17 protein-coding genes are annotated in these 20,331 nt (G+C 68.4%); 6 read left to right on the top strand and 11 right to left on the bottom strand.

The window, feature by feature from the left end; genetic code table 11:
- Positions 1 to 15: 15 nt before the first annotated feature.
- Entirely contained in the window at positions 16 to 1,164 is a 1,149-nt protein-coding gene (locus tag BLJ79_RS00805) for an acetoin utilization protein AcuC (RefSeq protein ID WP_083410909.1), read from the bottom strand.
- A gap of 298 nt (positions 1,165 to 1,462) precedes the next feature.
- Between BLJ79_RS00805 and BLJ79_RS00800 the strand changes: the two genes are divergently transcribed.
- Together BLJ79_RS00800 and BLJ79_RS00795 are read left to right on the top strand one after the other, a co-directional pair.
- Positions 1,463 to 2,902, top strand: coding sequence for a TrkH family potassium uptake protein (locus BLJ79_RS00800; protein WP_071212767.1), 1,440 nt, complete (start codon positions 1,463 to 1,465; stop codon positions 2,900 to 2,902).
- 25 nt (positions 2,903 to 2,927) lie between these two features.
- Positions 2,928 to 3,566: a potassium channel family protein gene (locus BLJ79_RS00795; RefSeq protein ID WP_071213217.1), complete on the top strand. Its 639-nt coding sequence runs from the start codon at positions 2,928 to 2,930 to the stop codon at positions 3,564 to 3,566.
- A 72-nt stretch (positions 3,567 to 3,638) separates the two neighbouring features.
- Here the strand turns inward: BLJ79_RS00795 and proC are convergent, their stop codons facing one another.
- The 6 genes from proC to BLJ79_RS00765 form a co-directional block, all read right to left on the bottom strand.
- Positions 3,639 to 4,499, bottom strand: a complete 861-nt coding sequence (gene proC / locus BLJ79_RS00790) for a pyrroline-5-carboxylate reductase (protein ID WP_071212766.1) — start codon at positions 4,497 to 4,499, stop codon at positions 3,639 to 3,641.
- 56 nt (positions 4,500 to 4,555) lie between these two features.
- Positions 4,556 to 5,395 carry a sugar phosphate isomerase/epimerase family protein gene (locus tag BLJ79_RS00785; protein ID WP_071212765.1) on the bottom strand — a complete coding sequence of 280 codons (840 nt, stop codon included), beginning with the start codon at positions 5,393 to 5,395 and terminating at the stop codon, positions 4,556 to 4,558.
- Positions 5,396 to 5,434: 39 nt separating this feature from the next.
- A complete protein-coding gene (locus BLJ79_RS00780; protein ID WP_071212764.1) occupies positions 5,435 to 6,460 on the bottom strand; it encodes a Ppx/GppA family phosphatase in 1,026 nt (341 codons plus the stop codon).
- 39 nt (positions 6,461 to 6,499) lie between these two features.
- The gene (gene topA / locus BLJ79_RS00775; RefSeq protein ID WP_071212763.1) at positions 6,500 to 9,298 is read right to left on the bottom strand and encodes a type I DNA topoisomerase; all 2,799 of its coding nucleotides are present in this window, start codon (positions 9,296 to 9,298) and stop codon (positions 6,500 to 6,502) included.
- Between the two features lie 135 nt (positions 9,299 to 9,433).
- Positions 9,434 to 10,078 (bottom strand): ArsR/SmtB family transcription factor, encoded by a 645-nt coding sequence (locus BLJ79_RS00770; protein ID WP_071212762.1) that lies wholly within the window; start codon positions 10,076 to 10,078, stop codon positions 9,434 to 9,436.
- Between the two features lie 11 nt (positions 10,079 to 10,089).
- Complete coding sequence (locus BLJ79_RS00765; RefSeq protein ID WP_071212761.1) at positions 10,090 to 11,703, bottom strand: DUF7059 domain-containing protein; 1,614 nt, start codon at positions 11,701 to 11,703, stop codon at positions 10,090 to 10,092.
- A 58-nt stretch (positions 11,704 to 11,761) separates the two neighbouring features.
- Here BLJ79_RS00765 and BLJ79_RS00760 point away from each other — a divergent pair, with 58 nt between their 5' ends.
- Both BLJ79_RS00760 and BLJ79_RS23200 read left to right on the top strand, forming a co-directional pair.
- Positions 11,762 to 12,346 carry a GNAT family acetyltransferase gene (locus BLJ79_RS00760; RefSeq protein WP_286135215.1) on the top strand — a complete coding sequence of 195 codons (585 nt, stop codon included), beginning with the start codon at positions 11,762 to 11,764 and terminating at the stop codon, positions 12,344 to 12,346.
- A gap of 552 nt (positions 12,347 to 12,898) precedes the next feature.
- Positions 12,899 to 14,779 (top strand): HNH endonuclease signature motif containing protein, encoded by a 1,881-nt coding sequence (locus BLJ79_RS23200; protein ID WP_175475355.1) that lies wholly within the window; start codon positions 12,899 to 12,901, stop codon positions 14,777 to 14,779.
- A 180-nt stretch (positions 14,780 to 14,959) separates the two neighbouring features.
- Here BLJ79_RS23200 and trhO read toward each other — a convergent pair whose 3' ends face one another.
- Entirely contained in the window at positions 14,960 to 15,874 is a 915-nt protein-coding gene (trhO, locus tag BLJ79_RS00750) for an oxygen-dependent tRNA uridine(34) hydroxylase TrhO (RefSeq protein ID WP_071212758.1), read from the bottom strand.
- A 137-nt stretch (positions 15,875 to 16,011) separates the two neighbouring features.
- Between trhO and BLJ79_RS00745 the strand changes: the two genes are divergently transcribed.
- Complete coding sequence (locus tag BLJ79_RS00745; RefSeq protein WP_071212757.1) at positions 16,012 to 16,680, top strand: GNAT family N-acetyltransferase; 669 nt, start codon at positions 16,012 to 16,014, stop codon at positions 16,678 to 16,680.
- Between the two features lie 104 nt (positions 16,681 to 16,784).
- Positions 16,785 to 19,130 (top strand): DEAD/DEAH box helicase, encoded by a 2,346-nt coding sequence (locus BLJ79_RS00740; RefSeq protein ID WP_071212756.1) that lies wholly within the window; start codon positions 16,785 to 16,787, stop codon positions 19,128 to 19,130.
- Between the two features lie 34 nt (positions 19,131 to 19,164).
- Here the strand turns inward: BLJ79_RS00740 and BLJ79_RS00735 are convergent, their stop codons facing one another.
- From BLJ79_RS00735 to BLJ79_RS00725, 3 genes are read right to left on the bottom strand one after another with little or no spacing between them, the layout of a single operon-like run.
- Positions 19,165 to 19,632, bottom strand: coding sequence for an Rv3654c family TadE-like protein (locus tag BLJ79_RS00735; RefSeq protein WP_083410907.1), 468 nt, complete (start codon positions 19,630 to 19,632; stop codon positions 19,165 to 19,167).
- Positions 19,629 to 19,973: a TadE family type IV pilus minor pilin gene (locus BLJ79_RS00730; RefSeq protein WP_071212755.1), complete on the bottom strand. Its 345-nt coding sequence runs from the start codon at positions 19,971 to 19,973 to the stop codon at positions 19,629 to 19,631. The genes BLJ79_RS00735 and BLJ79_RS00730 overlap by 4 nt, the downstream gene beginning before the upstream one ends.
- 17 nt (positions 19,974 to 19,990) lie before the next feature.
- Positions 19,991 to 20,215: a DUF4244 domain-containing protein gene (locus tag BLJ79_RS00725; protein ID WP_083410906.1), complete on the bottom strand. Its 225-nt coding sequence runs from the start codon at positions 20,213 to 20,215 to the stop codon at positions 19,991 to 19,993.
- Positions 20,216 to 20,331 lie beyond the last annotated feature (116 nt).

Below are 20,331 nucleotides of genomic sequence, written 5' to 3'. Positions count from 1 at the left end.
GCATCTTGGGCTGCCCTAATCGAACCAGGGGTCCAGCCCGAAAAGCGGGAAGATCTCCTTGCGCGTGGCCATGATGGTGCGGTCCACCGGATCCGCCGGGTCGTAGCCGACCTCCCAGGACCGCCACCACAGCTCGGCGTTGTCGCCCATGGACTCGGGGGTGCGGACCCCGTAGCGCCCCAGCACGTAGTCGCGCCACTGTCGCGGCACGGGGGTGGCCAGCGGCACCGGCTTGCCCGAGGCGACGGCCACCAGGTGGCTCCAGGCCCGCGGCACCACAGAGGCGGTGTTGTAGCCCCCGCCGCCGGTGGCGATCCAGCGGCCGTCGCAGTGCCGGGCCGCCAGCTCGGCGATGTCCAGCGCGTTTTGCCGCTGGGCGTCGATGGTCAGGCGCAGGTTGGACAAATCGTCGTCACGGTGCCCGTCGCAGCCGTGCTGCGAGACGATGACCTCCGGGGCGAAGGCCGCTGCCAGCTGCGGGACGACCGCGTGGAAGGCGCGCAGCCAGGCGGCATCGGTGGTGCGCGCTGGCACCGCCACGTTCACCGCGGTGCCCTGCGCATCGGGCCCGCCGATCTCGTTGGCATACCCGGTGCCCGGGAACAGCGTCATCCCGGATTCGTGGATGGAAATGGTCATGACCCGCGGGTCGTTCCAGAAAATGGCCTGGGTCCCGTCCCCGTGGTGCGCGTCCACGTCGACGTACATGACCTTTTTCACGCCGCCGTCCAGCAGTCGCTGGATCGCCAGGGCGGCGTCGTTGTAGATGCAAAAGCCGCTGGCCTTGGATGCGGAGGCATGGTGCATGCCGCCGCCGAAGTTCACCACGTGCAGGGCCCGCTCGCCCAGGATGGCCTCGGCGGCGCCCAGCGACCCCCCGGCCAGCCGGGCGCTGGCCTCGTGGATCCCGGCATAGGCGGGGTTGTCCTCGGTGCCCAGCCCGCGGGCCTCGTCGGGCACCTCGGGATGGGCGCTGACCTCGTGGACCGCGGCGATGTAGGCCGGATCGTGCACCGCGGCCAGCTGCTCGTCGGTGGCGACTTCGGGCTCAACCAGAGTGAGGTTGGCACGGTCGAAGAGTCCCAGGTCCGCGCAGAGCCGGGCGGTGAGCTCGAGCCGGAGCGGGTGCATCGGATGGGTCTCGCTGAAGCGGTAGGCCATCATCTGCTCGCTCCAGATCACCTGGGTCGGGGGCACGGGCGCATTTACGGCAAACACACACTTAGGCTACGCGATCCGCCGGGCGGGTGTGCGCAAGGACACCTGTTCCTTCCGGCCGGACCGCCGCGAGGACGCCACCGGCGAACCCGGATGAGGGGATGCGTTTCCCCGCGCCGGGGCCCCGTGGCCGCGCGTCGCGCCGTTCCCCGGCGGAACCCGTGGCGGCATGGTTTATTGTGGGAGCTTGCGGGGCAGGGCTTCCGCACCGAAGATGTCCACGTCTTGGAGCCGAGCTATACACATGGGAACGCCTCCCTTTTCCGAACCAGCACGACGGGCCGGCGCCGAATCCGGCGCGCCGGCCAGATGGCGCACGCGCGTGGGCCAGTGGCGGGCGCTGGTCTCGGATTTCACCGTCCGCTCCCCCGCGCGCCTGGCCCTGTTCACCTTCGTCATCGTCATCTCGCTGTTCACCTCCGTGCTGGCACTGCCGGTGTCCTCGGCAAACGGCGAACCCACGGCCTTTTACGACGCCTTGTTCACCGCGGTCTCCGCGGTCTGCGTCACCGGGCTCACCGTCGTCTCCACCGCCACCCACTGGTCCTTCTTCGGCCAGCTGGTGATGATCATCGCGGTGTTCGTCGGCGGCCTGGGCATCCTGACCCTGGCCTCGGTGCTCTCCCTGGCGGTGTCCAAGCGGCTGGGCGTGCGCGGGAAGCTGATGGCACAGAACTCCATGAACACCTCCGCGGCCTCCACCCTGGGCGAGGTCGGTTCGCTGCTGCGCATCGTGATCACCACCTCGGTCGCCATCGAGGTCGCGCTGGCCCTGATGCTCATCCCGCGCTTCCTCATCCTGGGCGAGCCGGTGGGCGAGGCCGTGTGGCACGGGATCTTCTACTCCATCTCCTCCTTCAACAACGCCGGGTTCACCCCGCACTCCGACGGCCTGGTCCCCTACGAAACCGACCTGTGGATCCTGGTCCCGCTGATGCTCGGGGTCTTCCTGGGCTCGCTGGGATTCCCGGTGCTGATGGTGCTGCTGGCCCACCGCTTCAACACCCGCAAGTGGTCGCTGCACGCCAAGCTGACCCTGCTGGTCACCTCGATGCTGCTGGTGGCCGGGGCGCTGCTGTGGGCGGCGGCCGAATGGACCAACCCCGACACCATCGGCTACATGTCCGACGGCGACAAGGTCATCCACTCTGTCTTCGCCTCGGTGATGACCCGCTCGGGCGGCTTTTCGCTGGTGGAGCAGGGCGAGATGCACCAGGTGACGATGCTGCTGTCCAACGCGCTGATGTTCGCCGGCGGCGGCTCGGCCTCCACGGCCGGCGGCATCAAGGTCACCACCATCGCGGTGATGTTCCTGGCGATCTTCGCCGAGGCCCGCGGCGACACCGACGTGCGCGCCTTCGGCCGGCGCATCCCCGAGGGCACCATGCGCGTGGCCATCTCGGTCATCGTGCTGGGCGCCACGCTGGTGATGCTGGCGACCGCCTCGCTGCTGGCGATTTCCGGCACCTCGCTCTCCCGGGCGCTGTTCGAGTCGATCTCGGCCTTCGCGACCGTGGGGCTGAGCACCAACCTGTCGGGAGAATTGCCGCCGGCGGGCAAGTACGTGCTCTCGGCACTGATGTTTGCCGGCCGAATCGGTACGATTACCCTGGCGGCGGCGCTGACCCTGCGCCAACGCAACCAGCTCTACCACTTCCCCGAAGAGAGGCCCATCATTGGCTGAGAAGAACACGGACCACAACGCCCCGGTGCTGGTCATCGGGCTGGGCCGTTTTGGCGCCTCGGTGGCCGAGCAACTGGTCAAGCAGGGCCGCGAGGTCCTGGCCATCGAACGGAACCAGGAACTGGTGCAGAAGTGGGCCTCGGTGCTCACCCACGTGGTGGAGGCCGACGCGACCAACATCGACGCGCTGCGCCAGCTCGGCGCCCAGGAGTTCACCTCCGCCGTCGTGGGCGTGGGCACCTCCATCGAGTCCTCCGTGCTGATCACCGTGAACCTGGTGGACCTGGGCATCGAGCACCTGTGGGTCAAGGCCATCACGCCCTCGCACGGCAAGATCCTCACCCGCATCGGCGCCAACCACGTGATCTACCCGGAGGCCGACGCCGGGGTGCGCGCCGCGCACCTGGTCGGCGGGCGGATGCTGGACTTCATCGAGTTCGACGACGGCTTCGCGATCGTGAAGATGTTCCCGCCCAAGGAGACCCAGGGCTTCACGCTGGCCGAGTCCCAGGTGCGCTCCAAGTACGGGATCACCGTGGTGGGCGTGAAGTCCCCCGGCGAGGACTTCACCTACGCGCAGCCCGACACCAAGGTCACCCGGCGCGACGTGCTGATCGTCTCCGGGCACGTGGATCTGCTCGAGCGCTTCGCCGCCCGGCCCTAGGGGCCCCGGACAACGCAAAGTTCCCCCTTCCGCCGCGTGAAGACGCCACGGAAGGGGGAACTTTGGTGTTTGCTAGGCCAGTTCCCGGGTGATCGCCGCGGCGCGTGCGGCGGCGGCCGCGGCCCCGCGGGCAACGATCCCCGCAAGGTCCTCCGCGTCGAAGACGGCCAGGGCCTGAACGGTGGTGCCGTTGGGGCTGGACACGCCCCGGCGCAGGGCGGAGGGGTCGGCCTGCGGGTCGGCAAGCATCTTCCCGGCCCCGGCGACGGTGGCGCGGGCCAGGTCGGTGGCCAGCGCCGGATCCAGGCCCAGCTTGACCCCGGCAGCGGCCATGGCCTCGGCCAGGTAGAACGCATAGGCCGGTCCGGAGCCGCTGATCGCCGACACCGCGTCCTGCTGGGATTCGGGGACCACGTGGACCACCCCGGAACCGGCGAACAGGTCCACGACCGCGGCCAGCGCCGCCTCGGAGACGGTCTCCCCGGCGCTGAGCCCGACGGCGCCGACGCCCACCTTCAGCGGGGTGTTGGGCATGGAGCGCACCACCGGCTGGCCCGGGGCAACGTGCGCGGCGATCATCTCGATGGTGATGGCAGCGGCCACCGAGACCACCACGGCGGTGGGCTTGAGCACGTCCCTGATCTCGTCGCAGAGGGCGGCGATGCCCACGGGCTTGACACCCAAAAAGACGATGTCGGCGTCCCGGGCGGCGGTGCGGTTGGCTTCCGGGTCCTGCTCCCCGACCAGGACCGTGACGCCGGTTTCGGCGCGCAGGTCGTGGGCCTTGGCATTGCTGCGCAGTGTCGCCACGATCGCCCCGGGGCTGTAGCCGGTGGCGATGATGCCGCGCAGCACCGCCCCGTTCATGGATCCGGTGCCCAGGAAGGCAAGTCTGTTGGCGGCCAGGGCGGAAGTCGAAAGCACGGAAGTCATGTGCCCATTGTTCCACGCCCGGCGGCCGGACCGGCCGGTTTGCCGGCGTGCGGCGGCTAGATCGAGTGGGTCCCCGAGGCGGCGCCCTCGTTGGCCGGGGCCAGGTGCCGCCGGGCGAACTCGAGGGTCTCGCCCAGCCAGGCCTCGCGTTCCCCGGCGCCCTTGGCCTTGCGCGTGGAGACCTCCACGGCCACCACCCCGTCCCAGGCCGAGTCGCGCAGGTACTCGATGGCCTCGATGACCGGCTGGGTGCCGCGGCCGGGCACCAGGTGCTCGTCCTTGCCGTTGTTCAGTCCGTCGCAAAGGTGCACGTGGGTCAGCCGCTGCCCCAAATCACGCATGGCCACCGCCGAGTCCATGTCGGCGATCGCCGAGTGCGAGAAGTCCCAGGTGACGAACTCGTAGGGTTCGGGGACCGGGTTCCAGTGCGGCAGGTACATCTTCGCCTCGCGGCCCCGGGCCCGCCACGGGTACATGTTCTCCACCGCGATCTTCACCCCATACTCCTCCATGATGCGGCGGATGCCGGTGGCGAACTCGGTGGCATAGGTGCCCTGCCAGCGGAACGGCGGGTGGGCGACCACGACGTCGCAGCCGACCTGCACGGCCATCGCGGCGGCGGATTCGATCTTGTTCCACGCGGTGCCCCAGACCTGCTGGGTCAGCAGCAGCGTGGGGGCGTGGATGGCCATCACCGGCTGCTCGTAGCGTTCGGCCAGCCGGTTCAGCGCCACCGCGTCCTGCGACACCTGGTTGCCGGTAACCAGCACCTCGACCCCGTCGTAGCCCAGGTCGTGGGACACCGCGAAGGCGTCGTGGACGTTCAGCGGGTATACCGAGGCGCTGGAAAGCGCCACCGGGATCGGGGCCTTGGCGCCCGTGCCTGACTCGACCATGGATCCTGTGCCCCTTTTCTTTCGCTACAGAGTCTTTCGCTACAGAACGTTGCTGCCCTGGGACATCGACAATACCGAGGATTGCCCCAGTGCTACCTCTCCGACACCCACGCTACTACTGAGCGGAGCGGTGGAGTCAAACAGGACGTGGTCGAACCTGCGCAGCATCAACCCCTCGCGCAGCGCCCACGGGCAGATCCGCAGACTCTTGACCTTCAGCGCGTTCATCGCCTCCAGGGCGACGATGGCACCGGCCAGCAGCTGCGGGGCGCGGATCGCCGAGACCCCCGGAAGCTCGGCGCGTTCCTCCCAGTTCATCGCGGTGAGCCGGTTGGTCCAGACCTTCAGCGACTCGGCGCGCAGCACCCGCTTGACGTAGGGCCCCTCCGCGGACGGGGCGGCCCCGGTGATCCGGGCCAGCGACCTGAAGGTCTTCGAGGTCCCGGTGACCATCGTCGGCTTGCCGAACTGGCGCAGCTCGGCCACCGGCTCGGCGAGCACCTCGCGCACGTGGTGGCGCAGCGCCTTGACGTCCTTGATCGAGGGCGGGTCGGCCTCCAGCCAGTCGCGGGTCAGCCGTCCGGCCCCCAGCGGCACCGAGTGGGCCACGGTGGGGAACTCGTCCTGGCCCATGGCCAGCTCGAAGGAGCCGCCGCCCATGTCAAGGTTCAGCAGCGAATCCGAGCTCCAGCCGAACCATCGGCGCACCGCGTAGTACGTCATCCCGGCCTCCTGCTCGCCGGTCAGCTCGGTCAGCCTCACGCCCGTCTCGGCCACGACCCGGGCCAGGACGGCCTCGCCGTTGGCCGATTCGCGGATCGCCGAGGTGCAGAAGGCCAACAGGTCCTCCGCGTGGTGGTTGATCGCGAATTGCGCGGCCTCGTGCACGAAATCCAGCAGCTCGTCCTGGCCCTCGGGGGTGATGGCCCCGTGCTCGTCCAGGTAGGCCACCAGCGAGAGCGGGCGCTTGTGCGAGGCGAAGGGCACCGGCCGGGCGCCCGGATATGCGTCGACCAGCAACAGGTGAACGGTGTTCGACCCGATATCCAGTACGCCCAGCCTCATGGTGTCATCCTCATGTGTGTGGCCCCTCGCCGCGTGCGGCTAGTTGCCGGTCTTCTTGGCCGCCGGCTTTTTGGCCGCGGCCTTTTTCGCCGGGGCCTTCTTGGCCGGTGCCTTCTTCGCCGGGGCCTTGGCCGCGGAGGTCCGCTTGACCGGTCCGCGGGCGCGCTTGTCCGCGAGCAGCTCGATGGCCTTCTCCCGGGTCAGCTCCTCCMGGGTGGTGTCGCGCGGGATCGTGATGTTGGTGACCCCGTCGGTGATGTAGGCCCCGAAGCGTCCCTCCTTGACCACGATATTCTTCTCCGAGACCGGGTCCACACCGAACTCGGCCAGCGGCGGCACCGCGGCACGGGCGCCGCGGACCTTGGGCTGCGAGTAGATCTCCAGCGCCTCTTCGAGGGTGATCGTGAAGATCTCCTCCTCGGAGCCGATGGAGCGCGAATCGGTGCCCTTCTTCAGGTAGGGCCCGAAGCGGCCGTTCTGCACGGTGATCTCCACCCCATCGGAGTCGACGCCCAGCACGCGCGGCAGCGAGATCAGCCGCAACGCCTCCTCGAGCGTGACCGTTTCCACGGTCATCGACTTGAACAGCGAACCGGTGCGCGGCTTGGCCTTGACCGGCTTCTTCGGCGGCTTGGGCTTGCCATTCTTGTAGTACTCAACCGGCATGGCGGCCAGTTCCTCGGCCGTGGGCTCCACGATGACCTCGGTGACGTAGGCGCCGTAGCGCCCGTCCTTGGCCACGATGGTGCGCCCGGTCTCCGGGTCGGTGCCCAGCACGCGCTCGGAAGGGCCCTGGGTCTCCATCAGCTCGATGGCCTTTTCGGCGGTGAGCTCGTCCGGGGCCAGGTCCTCGGGCACGTTGGCCCGCTGCGGGTCGGTGCCCTCGGGGGCGTCGGCCGGCAGCGGCTTTTCCAGGTACGGGCCGAACTTGCCCACGCGCAGCACGATGCCCGGGGCGATCTCGATGGAGTTGATGGCCCGCGCGTCGATGTCGCCGAGGTTGTTGACCACCGATTCCAGGCCGACCTGCCCGGTCTCGGGCGAGCCGAAGTAGAAGTCCTTGAGCCAGGCGGTGCGGCCCTTCTGGCCGTGGGCGATCTCGTCCAGGTCGTCTTCGAGGCGCGCGGTGAAGTCGTAGTCGACGTACTTGCCGAAGTGCTCCTCCAGCAGGCGGATCACGGAGAACGCGATCCAGCTGGGCACCAGGGCGCCGCCGCGCTTGGTGACGTAGCCGCGGTCCATGATGGTGGAGATGGTCGGCGCGAAGGTCGAGGGGCGCCCGATCTCCCGGGCCTCGAGCTCCGCGACGATCGAGGCCTCGGTGTAGCGTGCCGGCGGGGACGTGGTGTGCCCGATGGCGTCGATGCCGGTTCCGGCCAGCGCGTCGGCGACCTTCAGCTGCGGCAGGCGCGCCTCCTCGGCGGCCTCCGCGGCCTCGGCCTCGCGGGCGGCGTCGCGGCCCTCCTCGTAGGCTGCCATGAACCCGCGGAAGGTGATCACGGTGCCGGAGGCGGAGAATTCCGCGACCTGCCCGGTGGTGGATTCCCCGGCCAGCTTGATGGTGGCGGTGAAGCCCTTGGCGTCGGCCATTTGCGAGGCGACGGTCCGCTTCCAGATCAGCTCGTAGAGCTTGAACTCGTCGCCCGAAAGCTGGGCGCGCACGGTGGCGGGGCGGCGGAAGGAGTCGCCGGCCGGGCGGATGGCCTCGTGGGCCTCCTGCGCGGCGCCGGACTTGGCCTTGTAGAGCCGCGGGGAGGCCGGCACGGATTCGGATCCGTAGAGTTCGGCGGCCTGCTTGCGGGCGGCGTTGACCGCCTCGTTGGACAGGAACACCGAGTCGGTACGCATGTAGGTGATGTAGCCGTTTTCATACAGGCGCTGGGCGACCTGCATGGTGGACTTCGAGCTCCAGCGCAGCTTGCGGCTTGCTTCCTGCTGCAGCGTCGAGGTGGTGAACGGTGCGGCCGGGCGGCGGGTGTAGGGCTTCTCGTCGACGTTGGTGACGGCGAAGTCCGCATCGGCCAAACCGGCGGCCAGGGCCTGGGCCTTGGCCTCGTCCAGGTGCGCGACGGAGCCGGTCTTGGGGGTCTTCAGCTCGCCGCGGTCGGTGAAGTCGCGGCCGGTGGCCACCCGTGCCCCGTCGACGGAGGAGAGCTTCGCGCCGAAGGATTCGCCGTTGGCGGTGGCGAAGGTGCCGGTCAAGTCCCAGTAGGAGGCGCTGCGGAAGGCCATGCGTTCGCGTTCGCGCTCGACGACCAGGCGGGTTGCCACCGACTGCACGCGTCCGGCCGACAGGCCGCGGGCCACCTTGCGCCAGAGCACCGGGGAAATCTCGTAGCCGTAGAGGCGGTCGAGCACGCGGCGGGTTTCCTGGGCGTTGACCAGGTCGGTGTCCAGCTCCCGGATGTTCTCCATGGCACGGTTGATGCCCTCTTGGGTGATCTCGGTGAACGCCATGCGGTAGACCGGGACCTTGGGCTTGAGCACCTCGAGCAGGTGCCACGCGATGGCTTCGCCTTCGCGGTCCGCATCTGTTGCCAGATAGAGCGCGTCGGCGCCCTTGAGCTTGGCCTTGAGTTCGGCAACGCGCTTTTTCTTGTCCGGGTACACGACGTAGTAGGGGTCGAAGTCGTTCTCGACGTCCACGGCGAACTTGCCGTAGGGCCCCTTCTTCATCTCCGCGGGCAGATCGGCGGGTTGCGCCAAATCGCGGATATGCCCCACCGAGGCGTCGACTTCAAAGCCCTCGCCCAGGTACTTGGCGATGGACTTGCTTTTAGCCGGGGACTCCACGATCACGAGCTTCATTCCGGTCTTTTCCTTGGCCTTGGCGGGCACAACACTCCTATTAGCAACCAGTGGTGCACCAAAGTGGGCGCACAGCACATTCCCTGCTCTAGGTTAGCCGTATTTTTGCGCCCGACGGCAAGCAGGGACCACGGGACCCCGTTTTCCCGCCCGAGCCGCGTGGTGTCAGCGGACCTGGCCGTCACGGATTTCGGGCAGGAAGGAAAGCATGTAGTAGAGCCGTTCCCCGTCCACGCCGCGGGCCTCCGGTTCGGCCAGGGCCTCGTATTCGTAGAGCAGGTCGTAGACCTTGGCGATGAAATCCTTGCGCTGGGATTCCGAGAGGAAGACCACCCCGGTGGTCAGCACCGGGGCGCGGTCCGGCTCCGGCTCCTTGCCTTCCTTGCGTTCTTTGTCACGACGGGCGATCTCCGCGGAGAGCCGTTCGCGGAACGCGTTGAGCTGCACATTCAGGTAGGCATTCTTCGCGGAGGTCGAATCCGAGAGCGATCCGAGCACGAGCTGGCTGCCGGCCGCTTTCCACCGGCGTTCACGTCCGTCGCCCTCGCTGGCGGCGCGGACCACGTAGCCGTATTTCTCCAGGGCGCGCAGGTGGTAGCTCATGGCGCTGGGCGTGAGTTCGCAGCGCGTGGCCAGCTCGGTGGCGGTGCGGGTTGACTGCGAGGCGAAGAGTTCCTCGAGCACCGTCAACCGCGCCTCGTGGGCGAGTGCCCGGATGGCTTGCGGGTCGCTGATGGACACCGGCTGGGGCGGCGCCGGTGACAGGCCAGGGTTGCTGGCACCCGGTCCCGGGGAAGTGTTCTGGCTCATATAAAAAAACTTTAGCGGTTGTTTCGCATCTCCAAAAGGAAGCCACGCTTAATGAGCCGAACAACCCCTTCATAAAGCCTTGCGGAAAACTCCGAATCGTCTGGGGCAATCAGCGACTCCAACGCACCGACTAGGGACGATACGTCCAGGTCCCCGTCGCAGGCGGAAACGAAGCCGGCCAGGGCGGTGTCAAGTATTTCGGTCCGCCGCAATCCGGCACCTTGGCGTAACAAGATCACCCCGGGATGCTCGGCACCCGGACGCTGGTGGCGTTCCTCGGTGACGTCCTCCGCCACCACCAGGTGGAGCGCACCCACGTCGCGCGACTCCAGCTCGTCGGCCACGGCGATGTCGCGGGCCAGGTACGGGCCGACGGGTTGCTCAATGGGGTAGCCGATGGACTCGAAGAGCCTCCCGAATCCGGCGCTTCCGGCCGCCGGGCGGCGCAGCCACACCATGCCGAAGCCGATGGCTGCGACATTGCGCGAGGCGAAGTCATCCAGGTACGCGCCGTACTGCAGGGCGAACTCCTGTGCGTCCCGCCCCTGCGAGGCGTCGCGCAGCCAGGTCTCGGCGTACTGCGTGGGGCTGACCGCTTCGCGCTGGATGAACCAGGCCTCGGTGTCCCCGGTGAGCCAGGAGCGCGGGCCGTCGCTCCATTCCGGGTCCTCCCCCGCGGATGCCGCGGCGGTGATTTCCCAGTTGGCGAGCATCTGCGCGCTGCCTCCGGGGTTCAGGATCCCGGGGATCGAACGCACCAGGGTCTCCACCAGGGTGTCCCCGGGCATCCCGCCGTCGCGGTAGGTGAAGCGCTCGGCGTCGTCTTGGCCCTCGAGGCGCGGGGTGATGACGAACGGCGGGTTGGAAACCACCAGGTCGAAGCGCTCCCCCGCCACCGGCTCAAGCAGGGAGCCCAGGCGCAGCTCGACGCGCTCGGCCAGGTTCGCCGGGTCCAGGTCCAGGGCCGCGTGGTTCAGCAGCAGGTTGAAGCGGGTGAAGCCCAGGGCGCGGGCCGAGATGTCGGTGGCGACGACCTTGCGGGCGTGGGACAGCAGGTGGAACGCCTGGATCCCGCAGCCGGTGCCCAGGTCCAGGGCGGTGTCCACCTGCGGGCGGATGGTGGTCTGGGCCAGGGTCAGCGACGCCTGGCCGATGCCCAGCACGTGGTCGTGGCGCAGCACCCCCGGGCGCTGGTGGGCCCCGAGGTCGCTGGCGACCCAGAGCTCTGCGTCGGCATCCGAGGCGTGCGGGCGCAGGTCGATTTTCGCCCGCCACCGTCCCCGGCCTTCGTCGGACGGTTCGATGGCATCGAGCCGCAGCAGCCCGTCGACGCCAGTGGCTTCGAATGCGGCGGCGACCTCGTCATGTCCGGCATCGGCGCCCAGCATGAACAGCCCGAGCATGGTCCCCAGCGCGCCGGGCTCCGGCCTCGAGGAGATGCGGCGCAGTGCAGGGACGAGCGCATCGCGCATCAGCGCCTCGTGGGCGACCTCGCCCAGGAAGCCGGTGATTGACTCGTGCCCGTATCCGGCCGCCCGCAGGTCGGCGGCAAACCGGTCCAGGAGCGCGACATCGTCGCTGCGGGGGGCATCGGGAACCTGGGCAAAATCAATGGTGGAAGTCACGCCTCACAGTCTATCGACGTCGCTCAAACCGGGTAGCGCCTTGCCTATGATGGAACCCATGATTGAAGTCACCACCACGCACCTGCAGCAGCTCTCCCCCGACGAGCTGATCCCCTCCGGGCGGGCCCTGCCTGCCGGGGCGAGGATCGAACGCGTCGAGGCCATCACCCCGGAGTTCAGCAAGTTCCTCTACCGGGGAGTGGGCAGCGGATGGAACTGGGCCGACCGCCTGGCCCTGACCCGCACCGAGTGGGAAGCGCTGTTGCTGGCCCCGGGCACCGAAACCCATGTGCTTTACGTTGACGGGGCACCGGGCGGATACATCGAGCTGGTGGGTCGCTCCGAGGGTGCGGCGACCGAGGTCGAGATCATGTACTTCGGCTTGTTCCCCCATTGCATCGGCCAGGGCCTGGGCGGCACGTTGCTGACCGAGGGAATTTCCCGGGCGTGGGACCTGGATACACGCTTCGAAGGCTTCGCCCCGGTGTCCCGGGTTTGGGTGCACACCTGCACCCTGGACGGCCCGGCGGCCATCGCCAACTACGAGGCCCGCGGCCTGCGTGTTTTCCACATGGAACACGAAATGATCTCCCCCGGGGACGGTGCCGTCGGCATGTGGCCGGCCGAATCCGCCAACTCATGATCCCCAAAATATAAGTTAAATACCTATTTTTTGGACGATGTTGTGTCTGGCTGGCCCGCACCGCCGGCCGCGAGAATGCCCCGGCGGTGCTGTGGCCGTGGCCGGCAACGGGACTCCTGGCGGCAACCGCTGTCTTCCTGTCCGCCGAAGCAGGTACGCCCTGTTCCGGAACCCCTGCCGCGCAATGGCTGACCACCACCGCGCCCGCGTGGATCCGCAACTATCCCCGGAGCAGCTGGCCATGGTGTTTGCCGTGGGCCTTTTCCTGGTTGAAAGCGCCAACATCGTGGTGCGCAGCGCCCTGCACCCGGGGCCCATGCAGCCGCGCACGGTGCGCGCCGAAGCCACCCGACCCCTTCCTGGCCTGCGCGGTGGCCGGCTCATTGGGCTGGCCGTGGTCGGCGTCGCCCTGATCGTGCTGGCTGGAAAGGGCTACCCCCGCCTTGTGCCTTCCGGTGCCGGTCGTCCCCGAAACCAGTCCCGGAAAAATAGTTATCCACAGATTCCCGGATCCGACCCCGCGGCTCCCGGGTTCGGCGCATGCTGGTGGACATGGAAGCAACCCGGTTCATCGAACTCGCCGCGGGCACCCGCGGCGCCCCGGGACACCACGTGTCCCCGGACGATGAACTGCGCGCCCTGCTTGAGGCCCAGGCGCTGGTCAGGGACCTGGGCCGCAGCATTGCCGCGCGCACCAAGTCCCCCGTGCAGGCGGTGCTGTTCGCCCAGCTGGCCGAGGATGCGCACCGCACCGCAGTCCACACCCAGCTGCTGGCCGCCGACACCGCACGCCGCACCCTGGCCCACGAGCTCCCCCAAGAAGCCTTCACCAAGATCACCGAGATCCACGACGACCCGGTTCCCTACGTGGAGGGGTCGGTGCTCTTGCCGGCGGACCCGGCCACGGTCCCGACCGGGCGGCCGGTCTTCAAGGACACCACCGCGATGCTCACTGGTTTGCTGCACATCAGCTTCTTCGCGGCCCGCGAACGGATGCGGTCGATCGATCGGCTGCTGCCGGGCACCGACCTCAACGGGGTTACGACCCCGCCGAAGTTCCCGGTGCTGGCAGGGGACCTGGCCGACGGGACCGCCGACCCCGGCCAGATCGGGGCCGCGGCGCGAAAACTGGAGGAACTCGCCCCGCACATCAGCCAGCGCCCCGAACCGGCCCGCTTGGCAGGGGAGCTGGAGCACCAGGTCGCCGAGTCCGTCCGCCGGGAGGACCCCCGCACCACCGCGAAGCTGCTGGCCGGGATACAAGCCACCCTCGAGCAGGACATTGCCGAGGTTCCGGAGGAATTGCTGCGGGCAAAGACCGGGCTGTTCTACCGCGGCACCACCGGCGGTATCGGCGAGTTCCTGCTGCGCACCATGCCGCGGGACACCGAAGCCCTGCTCGCACTGTGCGCCAGCACCGACAACCCGAAGACCAAGGCCGGCGACCGCGACGGGCTGCTCGCCCAGGCCTTGGCCTCCACCTCGACTACGGGAACGGGTGCAGTCGCTCCGGCCACGACAAGCGAGGCCGGAACCAACGGTTCCAACGGTTCCAACGGTTCCAACGGTTCCAACGGTTCCAACGGTTCCAACGGTTCCAACGGCCAGCCGGGCACACCCGACCAGGCCGGCACAGGCTCCGGATTCCCGGATTTCCTCACCGACCCCGCCACCGGCGCCCCGCTCACCGACCCGGACACCATCCGGAAGCTCTCACTGGACCCCGAGGGCCCGGGCATCGTCGGCAACCTGTTCACCGCAAACGGCACCGGCAGCGACGCGGGCACCCGGAACGGGCTATTCGACCCGGAAACCATGAACTCCACCGCCTATGGAGGCGACGGACTCACCCCGCCCCAACGACACCTGCAGGGACTGCTCAACCTCATCCGGGCGGCGGGCCAACCACGCACCGGGAAGAAGACCATCGGCCTGCCCTCCCCGACGACCTTCATCATTGCGACCCTGGACGAACTGCGCGGATTGGCCGATACCCACGGCATCACCAGCCATGGCCAAAAACTGACCCCGGCGGAACTGCGCCAGGCCTTGTGCAACGGCGGAGCCGTGCCCATGACCCTCAACGGAAAGTCCCGGATCCTGGACCTCGGCCAGGAGGAACGCTTCTTCCCCGACTACATGCGCGAGGCCATCATTGCACTCTACGGGGGATGCATCATGCCCGGCTGCACGGTTCCACCCGAACACCTCGAGATCCACCACTATGATTTCTACGCCGACGGCGGCAGGACCGCGATCCACCTCGGAGCCCCGTTCTGCCCCGACGCCCATCACGGCATACATTCCGGGCTCTTCCAGGTCATCCGCGACGATGACGGGCTCTTCTCCGTCATCTTGCCCAAGTTCATGGATCCCGAGCAAAAACCGCGGCGCAACACCTACTGGCGCACCCCCGAACCACGCCTTTTCTGAGCGCTGGTGCCGGCCGGACGTCGCGCCGCGGATCAATCGCCAACCAGCCGACGGCCGGCATGCGGGTACGAAAAGGCGGTCCACCCCGGCACTTGGCCGGAAGGGGACCGCGCAGGCCCGATCTTCAAGGAAATTGCGGCCCGAGGCATTGCGGTCCCCTATCCCAGGGGACATGCCGTGCTAGGCCTTGAGCAGGTCGGTGGCTTCCGCGACGCAGTCGGGGCACTGGCGCAGTTCGTCGGTCGCGGCGCATTCGGCGCAGAAGAGCCGCAGGTTCCGGCAGGAGAGGTTCGAGCAGTTCTCGAACTTGTTCGTCGGGGCCTCGCAGCACACGCATTTTCCGATGGTCACTGCGTCTTCGCTGAATTCCATATGCATGCGCTTGTCGAAGACATACAGTGATCCTTCCCACAGCCCCTTGTCGCCGTAGGTTTCCCCGTAGCGGACGATGCCGCCCTGCATCTGGTAGACCTCGGTGAAACCGCGCTTGACCATGAGCGCCGAGAGAACCTCGCAGCGGATGCCGCCCGTGCAATAGGTGACGATCGGCTGGTCCTTCATCCCGTCGTACTTGCCCGATTCGATCTCTGCGATGAAATCGTGGGTGGTTTCGACCTCCGGCACGATCGCGTTCTTGAACTTGCCGATCTGCGCCTCAAAGGCGTTGCGGCCGTCGAAGAACAGGACCTCCTGGCCCGCGGCCTTTTTCGACTCCACCAGCTCGTGCAGGGCCTCGGGCTTGAGGTGGACACCGCCGCCCACCACGCCGTTTTCATCGACTTCCAGCTCGCCGGGGGCCCCAAAGGAAACCACTTCGTCACGGACCTTGACCGAAATCCGGGGGAAGTCCTCGGCAGAGCCTTCCGACCACTTGATGTCCATTTTCTTGAACGCCGGATACTCCCGGGTGGCCTTCACATACTTCTTGACTTCCTTGATGCCACCCCCGACCGTGCCGTTGATGCCGTCCTTGGAGATGATGATGCGGCCACGCAGACCCCACCTCTCCAGAAGGGCACGCTGCCAGAGGCGCACGGCCTCGGGATCGGCCAGCGGGACAAAGGCGTAATACAAGACAATTCGGTTCTGCGACACGCTCTTAAGGGTATGGCCTAAAACCCGTTAGGCGCACGTGAGGTGGCAGTGATCACCTGGTTAACGCAGTGTTTCAAGCTTGCAACAGTTCCCCCAAATGGACGCCAAGTAGGCAGGACACGGGGTAGGGTCGGAACATGGGATCTACTGCAAGCGATGAATTAATCGGTACATGGGTATCTGGCTGGGCCGGTGCACGAGGCTACGAGAGCAGGCACGAGGGCCGCGTCCATGCAGCCCTGCGCCATGACACGTCGGGTGACTGGGAATATGTCATTTACGAGCCTTCCAACGAGGAATTAGTGGCCGTCGCGGAGACGCTGCACAAGCATCCCAAGCGTCGACTGACGGCGTTTGCCGACGAGACTTCGACCCTGATCGAGGCCGCCCGGGCGGCGGGGCTCAATGTACTTAATTCCGACGAGGTCCTGATGGTCACGGCGATGGGCGGCCACGATGTCGAGGAACCGCGTCCGACCGATGGCTTCGCCTTCCAGATCGAACGCGACCAGACGCACGCCTACGTGTCCATCCACCCGGTCGACGACCCGGAGGTCGTTGCGGCCAGCGGCCACGTTTCCGCCGTCAACGGCTACGCCATCTTCGACCGCATCATCACGGCCCCGGAATTCCGGCGCCGCGGCCTGGGCAGCCTGACCATGCGCGCCCTGGTCTCCCTGGCCCTGGAACACGACGTCGAGGAAGGCCTGCTGATCGCCAGCATCGACGGGCAGCAGCTGTACAAGTCCCTGGGCTGGACCAACCTGGGCAACGTCGTACTTTTTGAAGGCAAGCAGGAAGCCTAAGCGGCCTCCGGCACCTCGAAGTGGTGGGTCTCGCGGATGCGAGGCCCACCACTTTCTTGTTCACGTGGCCACGGGCCTGTGCCCGGTGATGCCACAATGAAGCGGTGAACGCATACTCGGAACAGATCGCCTTGCTGGGCCACGGGCCAACTCCCCAAGCGCTGCTCCATTCCCGGATCATCGAGGCCAGGGACGCGCTGCCCGGCCCCTGGCCCGACTGGGTGCACCCCGAAGTGCGAACCGCCTTCGAACGCACGGGCGTGGCCTCCCCGTGGCTGCACCAGGTGCAGGCCGCCAACCTGGCCCACGAGGGCAGCAACATCATCGTGGCCACCGGCACCGCTTCGGGCAAGTCGCTGGCCTACCAGCTTCCGGCCCTGAACGCGATCCACACGTCGGCCTTGCAGAACCAGGCCAGCCTGGTTCCCAACGACGCCACGGTGCTCTACCTGGCACCCACCAAGGCGCTGGCCGCCGACCAGCTCAAGGCGATCGAGGGCTACCGGCTGCCCACCGTGCGGGCTGCCGGCTACGACGGGGACACCGAGGTCTCGGCCCGGCGCTGGATCCGCGACCACTCGAACTTCATCCTCTCCAACCCCGACATGCTGCACTTCGGGATCCTGCCCAACCACACCTGGTGGGCGCGGGTGCTGCGCCGGCTGAAATTCGTGGTCATCGACGAAGCCCACTCCTACCGCGGGGTCTTCGGCTCCAACATCGCCAACCTACTGCGGCGCTTGCGCCGGATCTGCGCGCACTACGGGGCCAACCCGGTGTTCATCGGCGCCTCGGCCACCAGCGCCGACCCGGCAGCCTCCTTCTCCAGGCTCATCGGCGCCCCGGCCACGCAGGTCACCAACGACTTCTCCCCCAAGGGCTCGGTGACCGTTGCGCTGTGGGAGCCGCCGCTGACCGAGCTGCACGGGGAAAACGGCGCACCGACCCGGCGCACCGTGATCGCCGAGACCTCGAACCTGCTGGCCAACCTGGTCTGCTCCCACGTGCGGACCCTGGCGTTCATCAAATCGCGCCGCGGGGCCGAAACCATCGCCACCATCACCCGCTCGATGGTCGACCAGGTCCATCCCTCGCTGCCCGACCGGGTGGCCGCCTACCGCTCCGGCTACCTTCCCTCCGAGCGCCGGGAGCTGGAGAATGCGTTGCGCGACGGAACCCTGCTGGGGGTCGCGTCCACCTCGGCGCTGGAACTGGGCATCGACGTGGCCGGGCTCGACGCGGTGCTGGTCGCCGGCTGGCCCGGGACCCGGGCCTCGTTCTTCCAGCAGATCGGGCGGGCCGGGCGCGCCGGGCAGGATTCGCTGGCGGTGCTGGTGGCCAGCGACGACCCGCTGGACACCTACCTGGTCAACCACCCCGAGGCGATCTTCGAGGCCGGCGTCGAGGCCACCGTCTTCGACCCGGAAAACCCCTATGTGCTCTCCGGGCACCTCTGCGCCGCAGCCGAGGAACTCCCGCTGCGCGCCGAAGACCTAGCGGCCTTCGGGCCCAGCGCCCACGGGTTGCTGGACTCGCTGGTGGAGCGCGGGTTCCTGCGCCGCCGCCCGGCCGGCTGGTTCTGGACGCACCCCGAGCACGCGGCCTCCATGGTGAAGCTGCGCGGCGACGGCGGCGGGCCGGTGAGCATCATCGAGTCCGACACCGGCGCGCTGCTGGGCACCATGGATTCCCCGCAGACGCACTACCAGGCGCACGACGGGGCCATCTACGTGCACCAGGGCGCCACCTATGTGGTCGACGAGCTGAACGAAACCGACCACTGCGTCATGGTCACCCGCGCCAACCCGGACTTCTACACCCAGGCCCGGGACATCACCACGGTCGAGGTCGTCACCAACGACCGCGCGGTGGCGTGGGGGCCGATCACCGCGAACTTCGGCGACGTGGTGGTGACCACCCAGGTGGTGTCATTCCAGCGCAAGTCGGTGATGAGCAACGAGATCCTCTCCGAGGAGCCGCTGGCGCTGGAGGCCCGGGACCTGCACACCAAGTCGGTGTGGTTCACCATCCCCGAGACCCGGCTGCTGGCCGCCGGGATCACCCCGGAGGAATTCCCCGGGTCGCTGCATGCGGCCGAACACGCGGCCATCGGGCTGTTGCCGCTGGTGGCCTCCAGCGACAGGTGGGACATCGGCGGGGTGTCCACGGCGCTGCACATGGATACCGGGATGCCGACGATTTTCGTGTACGACGGACACCCGGGCGGTGCAGGTTTCGCCGAGCGCGGCTTCGACGCGGCGCGCACCTGGCTGGGTGCCACCCGGGACGCGATTGCCGCCTGCGAATGCGCCAGCGGTTGCCCCTCCTGCGTGCAGTCTCCCAAGTGCGGGAACAAGAACAACCCGCTGGACAAGGCCGGGGCCGTGCGCCTGCTTTCCGCGATCCTGGCCGAAGCGCAACAGGCGGCCGGGCCGCTCCCGCTGGGATAGCCGGCCCGGCCGCCCGGGTTGCCCGCCGCGCTGGTCACTCGCCGCGCCAGGGTTGCGGCGGCGGCCCGGCCCGGGCCACCGACTGCGCCCGGGTCAGCGGCGGCAGCCAGCCCACCGGGGACACCGGCACCTGGACCCGCACCGTCACGACCTGGCCGCCAGGGCCCTGGCGCGTGCAGCCGGCCAAGGTTGCCTCGTTCGCCGCGGCGGTTGCGGCGGCGACGGCGCACGGGTCCCCGGGCAGCAGCTGGCGGGCCGTGTCCGCGGCGGCCAGTGCCGCCAGGTCCGCCGCCGTGCCCGCCTTGGCCCCGGCGTTGGAGACCGCGGTGAACATCAGCACCGCCACCAGCCCCAGCGCTGCCACGCACACCACCGCGAGCATCAGCACGGTGCCGCTGCCGCGTTGGCGCCGCTCCGGGGAATGGCCCGCGAACGTGGCCGGGTGCCTGTCAATCGCCGGTTCCGGGGCCGGGCGCGTGTGGGCGCTGGGGGGCGGGCTCATGGTTGCTGCTCCGTGCGTGCGTTGGCTTCGGCCTGCAATTCGATGGCCCCGAGCAGCGGCAGGTCCACCGCGGCGCGGACGACCACGTGCCCGTAGCCGCCGGATTCACCGGTGCTCACGCTGATCCGTTCCCCGGCAATGCGGTGGGCGGTGCCGACGGCCTCGGATGCCGAGGTCCCGCGGGCCAGCTCCCGGGCCGCGGCACTTGCCGCCTGCTGGATGCGGACCTGCTGGCCGCCCACGGCACCGGCCCCGGCGACGACGGCCAGCAAGATGGCCACCGCGGGCAGCAGCACCGCCACCTCGGCGGTGGCGGAACCTGCCTGCGATTCCTTGGCCATGGCGCGCCTGCCTCCGGCTAGAAGGACAGGGCCTGGCGGATCAGGCCCATCAGCAATCCGCGCACGTCCCCGCTGGAGAGGATGCTCACCAGCAGCCCGGCGAAGGCCACCGCGGCCAGGGTGACGATGGCGAATTCGGCGGTGGTGCTGCCTTCCTCGTCGGCCGGCGCCAACGGTGCCTGCTCGGTGCCCCGATGCAGGTCGATGTGTCCGGGTGCGGCTTCGGTCAGGTGGTTGTCCATGGTTTAGTCCTTTGTTCGGTCATGGTGTGGTTGCTCCTGGAACGGTGGGTTTCCCCGCGTGCCGCCACGAGGGTGTGGCGTGAGGATCCCACTTCGAGTGTGGGGGCCACCCCCCG

Source organism: Arthrobacter sp. UCD-GKA, from assembly GCF_001863355.1.
Classification (GTDB): domain Bacteria; phylum Actinomycetota; class Actinomycetes; order Actinomycetales; family Micrococcaceae; genus Paeniglutamicibacter.
This window is presented reverse-complemented; position numbering and strand designations above follow the sequence as displayed.

Excerpts from the sequence above, each read along its gene's own strand:
- BLJ79_RS00725 (WP_083410906.1), bottom strand. The coding sequence starts at position 20,215 with ATGGACAACCACCTGACCGAAGCCGCACCCGGACACATCGACCTGCAT.
- BLJ79_RS00805 (WP_083410909.1), bottom strand. The coding sequence starts at position 1,164 with ATGATGGCCTACCGCTTCAGCGAGACCCATCCGATGCACCCGCTCCGG.
- BLJ79_RS00800 (WP_071212767.1), top strand. The coding sequence starts at position 1,463 with ATGGGAACGCCTCCCTTTTCCGAACCAGCACGACGGGCCGGCGCCGAA.
- BLJ79_RS00760 (WP_286135215.1), top strand. The coding sequence starts at position 11,762 with ATGATTGAAGTCACCACCACGCACCTGCAGCAGCTCTCCCCCGACGAG.
- BLJ79_RS00785 (WP_071212765.1), bottom strand. The coding sequence starts at position 5,395 with ATGGTCGAGTCAGGCACGGGCGCCAAGGCCCCGATCCCGGTGGCGCTT.
- BLJ79_RS00745 (WP_071212757.1), top strand. The coding sequence starts at position 16,012 with ATGGGATCTACTGCAAGCGATGAATTAATCGGTACATGGGTATCTGGC.
- BLJ79_RS00770 (WP_071212762.1), bottom strand. The coding sequence starts at position 10,078 with ATGAGCCAGAACACTTCCCCGGGACCGGGTGCCAGCAACCCTGGCCTG.
- BLJ79_RS00780 (WP_071212764.1), bottom strand. The coding sequence starts at position 6,460 with ATGAGGCTGGGCGTACTGGATATCGGGTCGAACACCGTTCACCTGTTG.
- BLJ79_RS23200 (WP_175475355.1), top strand. The coding sequence starts at position 12,899 with ATGGAAGCAACCCGGTTCATCGAACTCGCCGCGGGCACCCGCGGCGCC.
- BLJ79_RS00730 (WP_071212755.1), bottom strand. The coding sequence starts at position 19,973 with ATGGCCAAGGAATCGCAGGCAGGTTCCGCCACCGCCGAGGTGGCGGTG.
- BLJ79_RS00735 (WP_083410907.1), bottom strand. The coding sequence starts at position 19,632 with ATGAGCCCGCCCCCCAGCGCCCACACGCGCCCGGCCCCGGAACCGGCG.
- proC (WP_071212766.1), bottom strand. The coding sequence starts at position 4,499 with ATGACTTCCGTGCTTTCGACTTCCGCCCTGGCCGCCAACAGACTTGCC.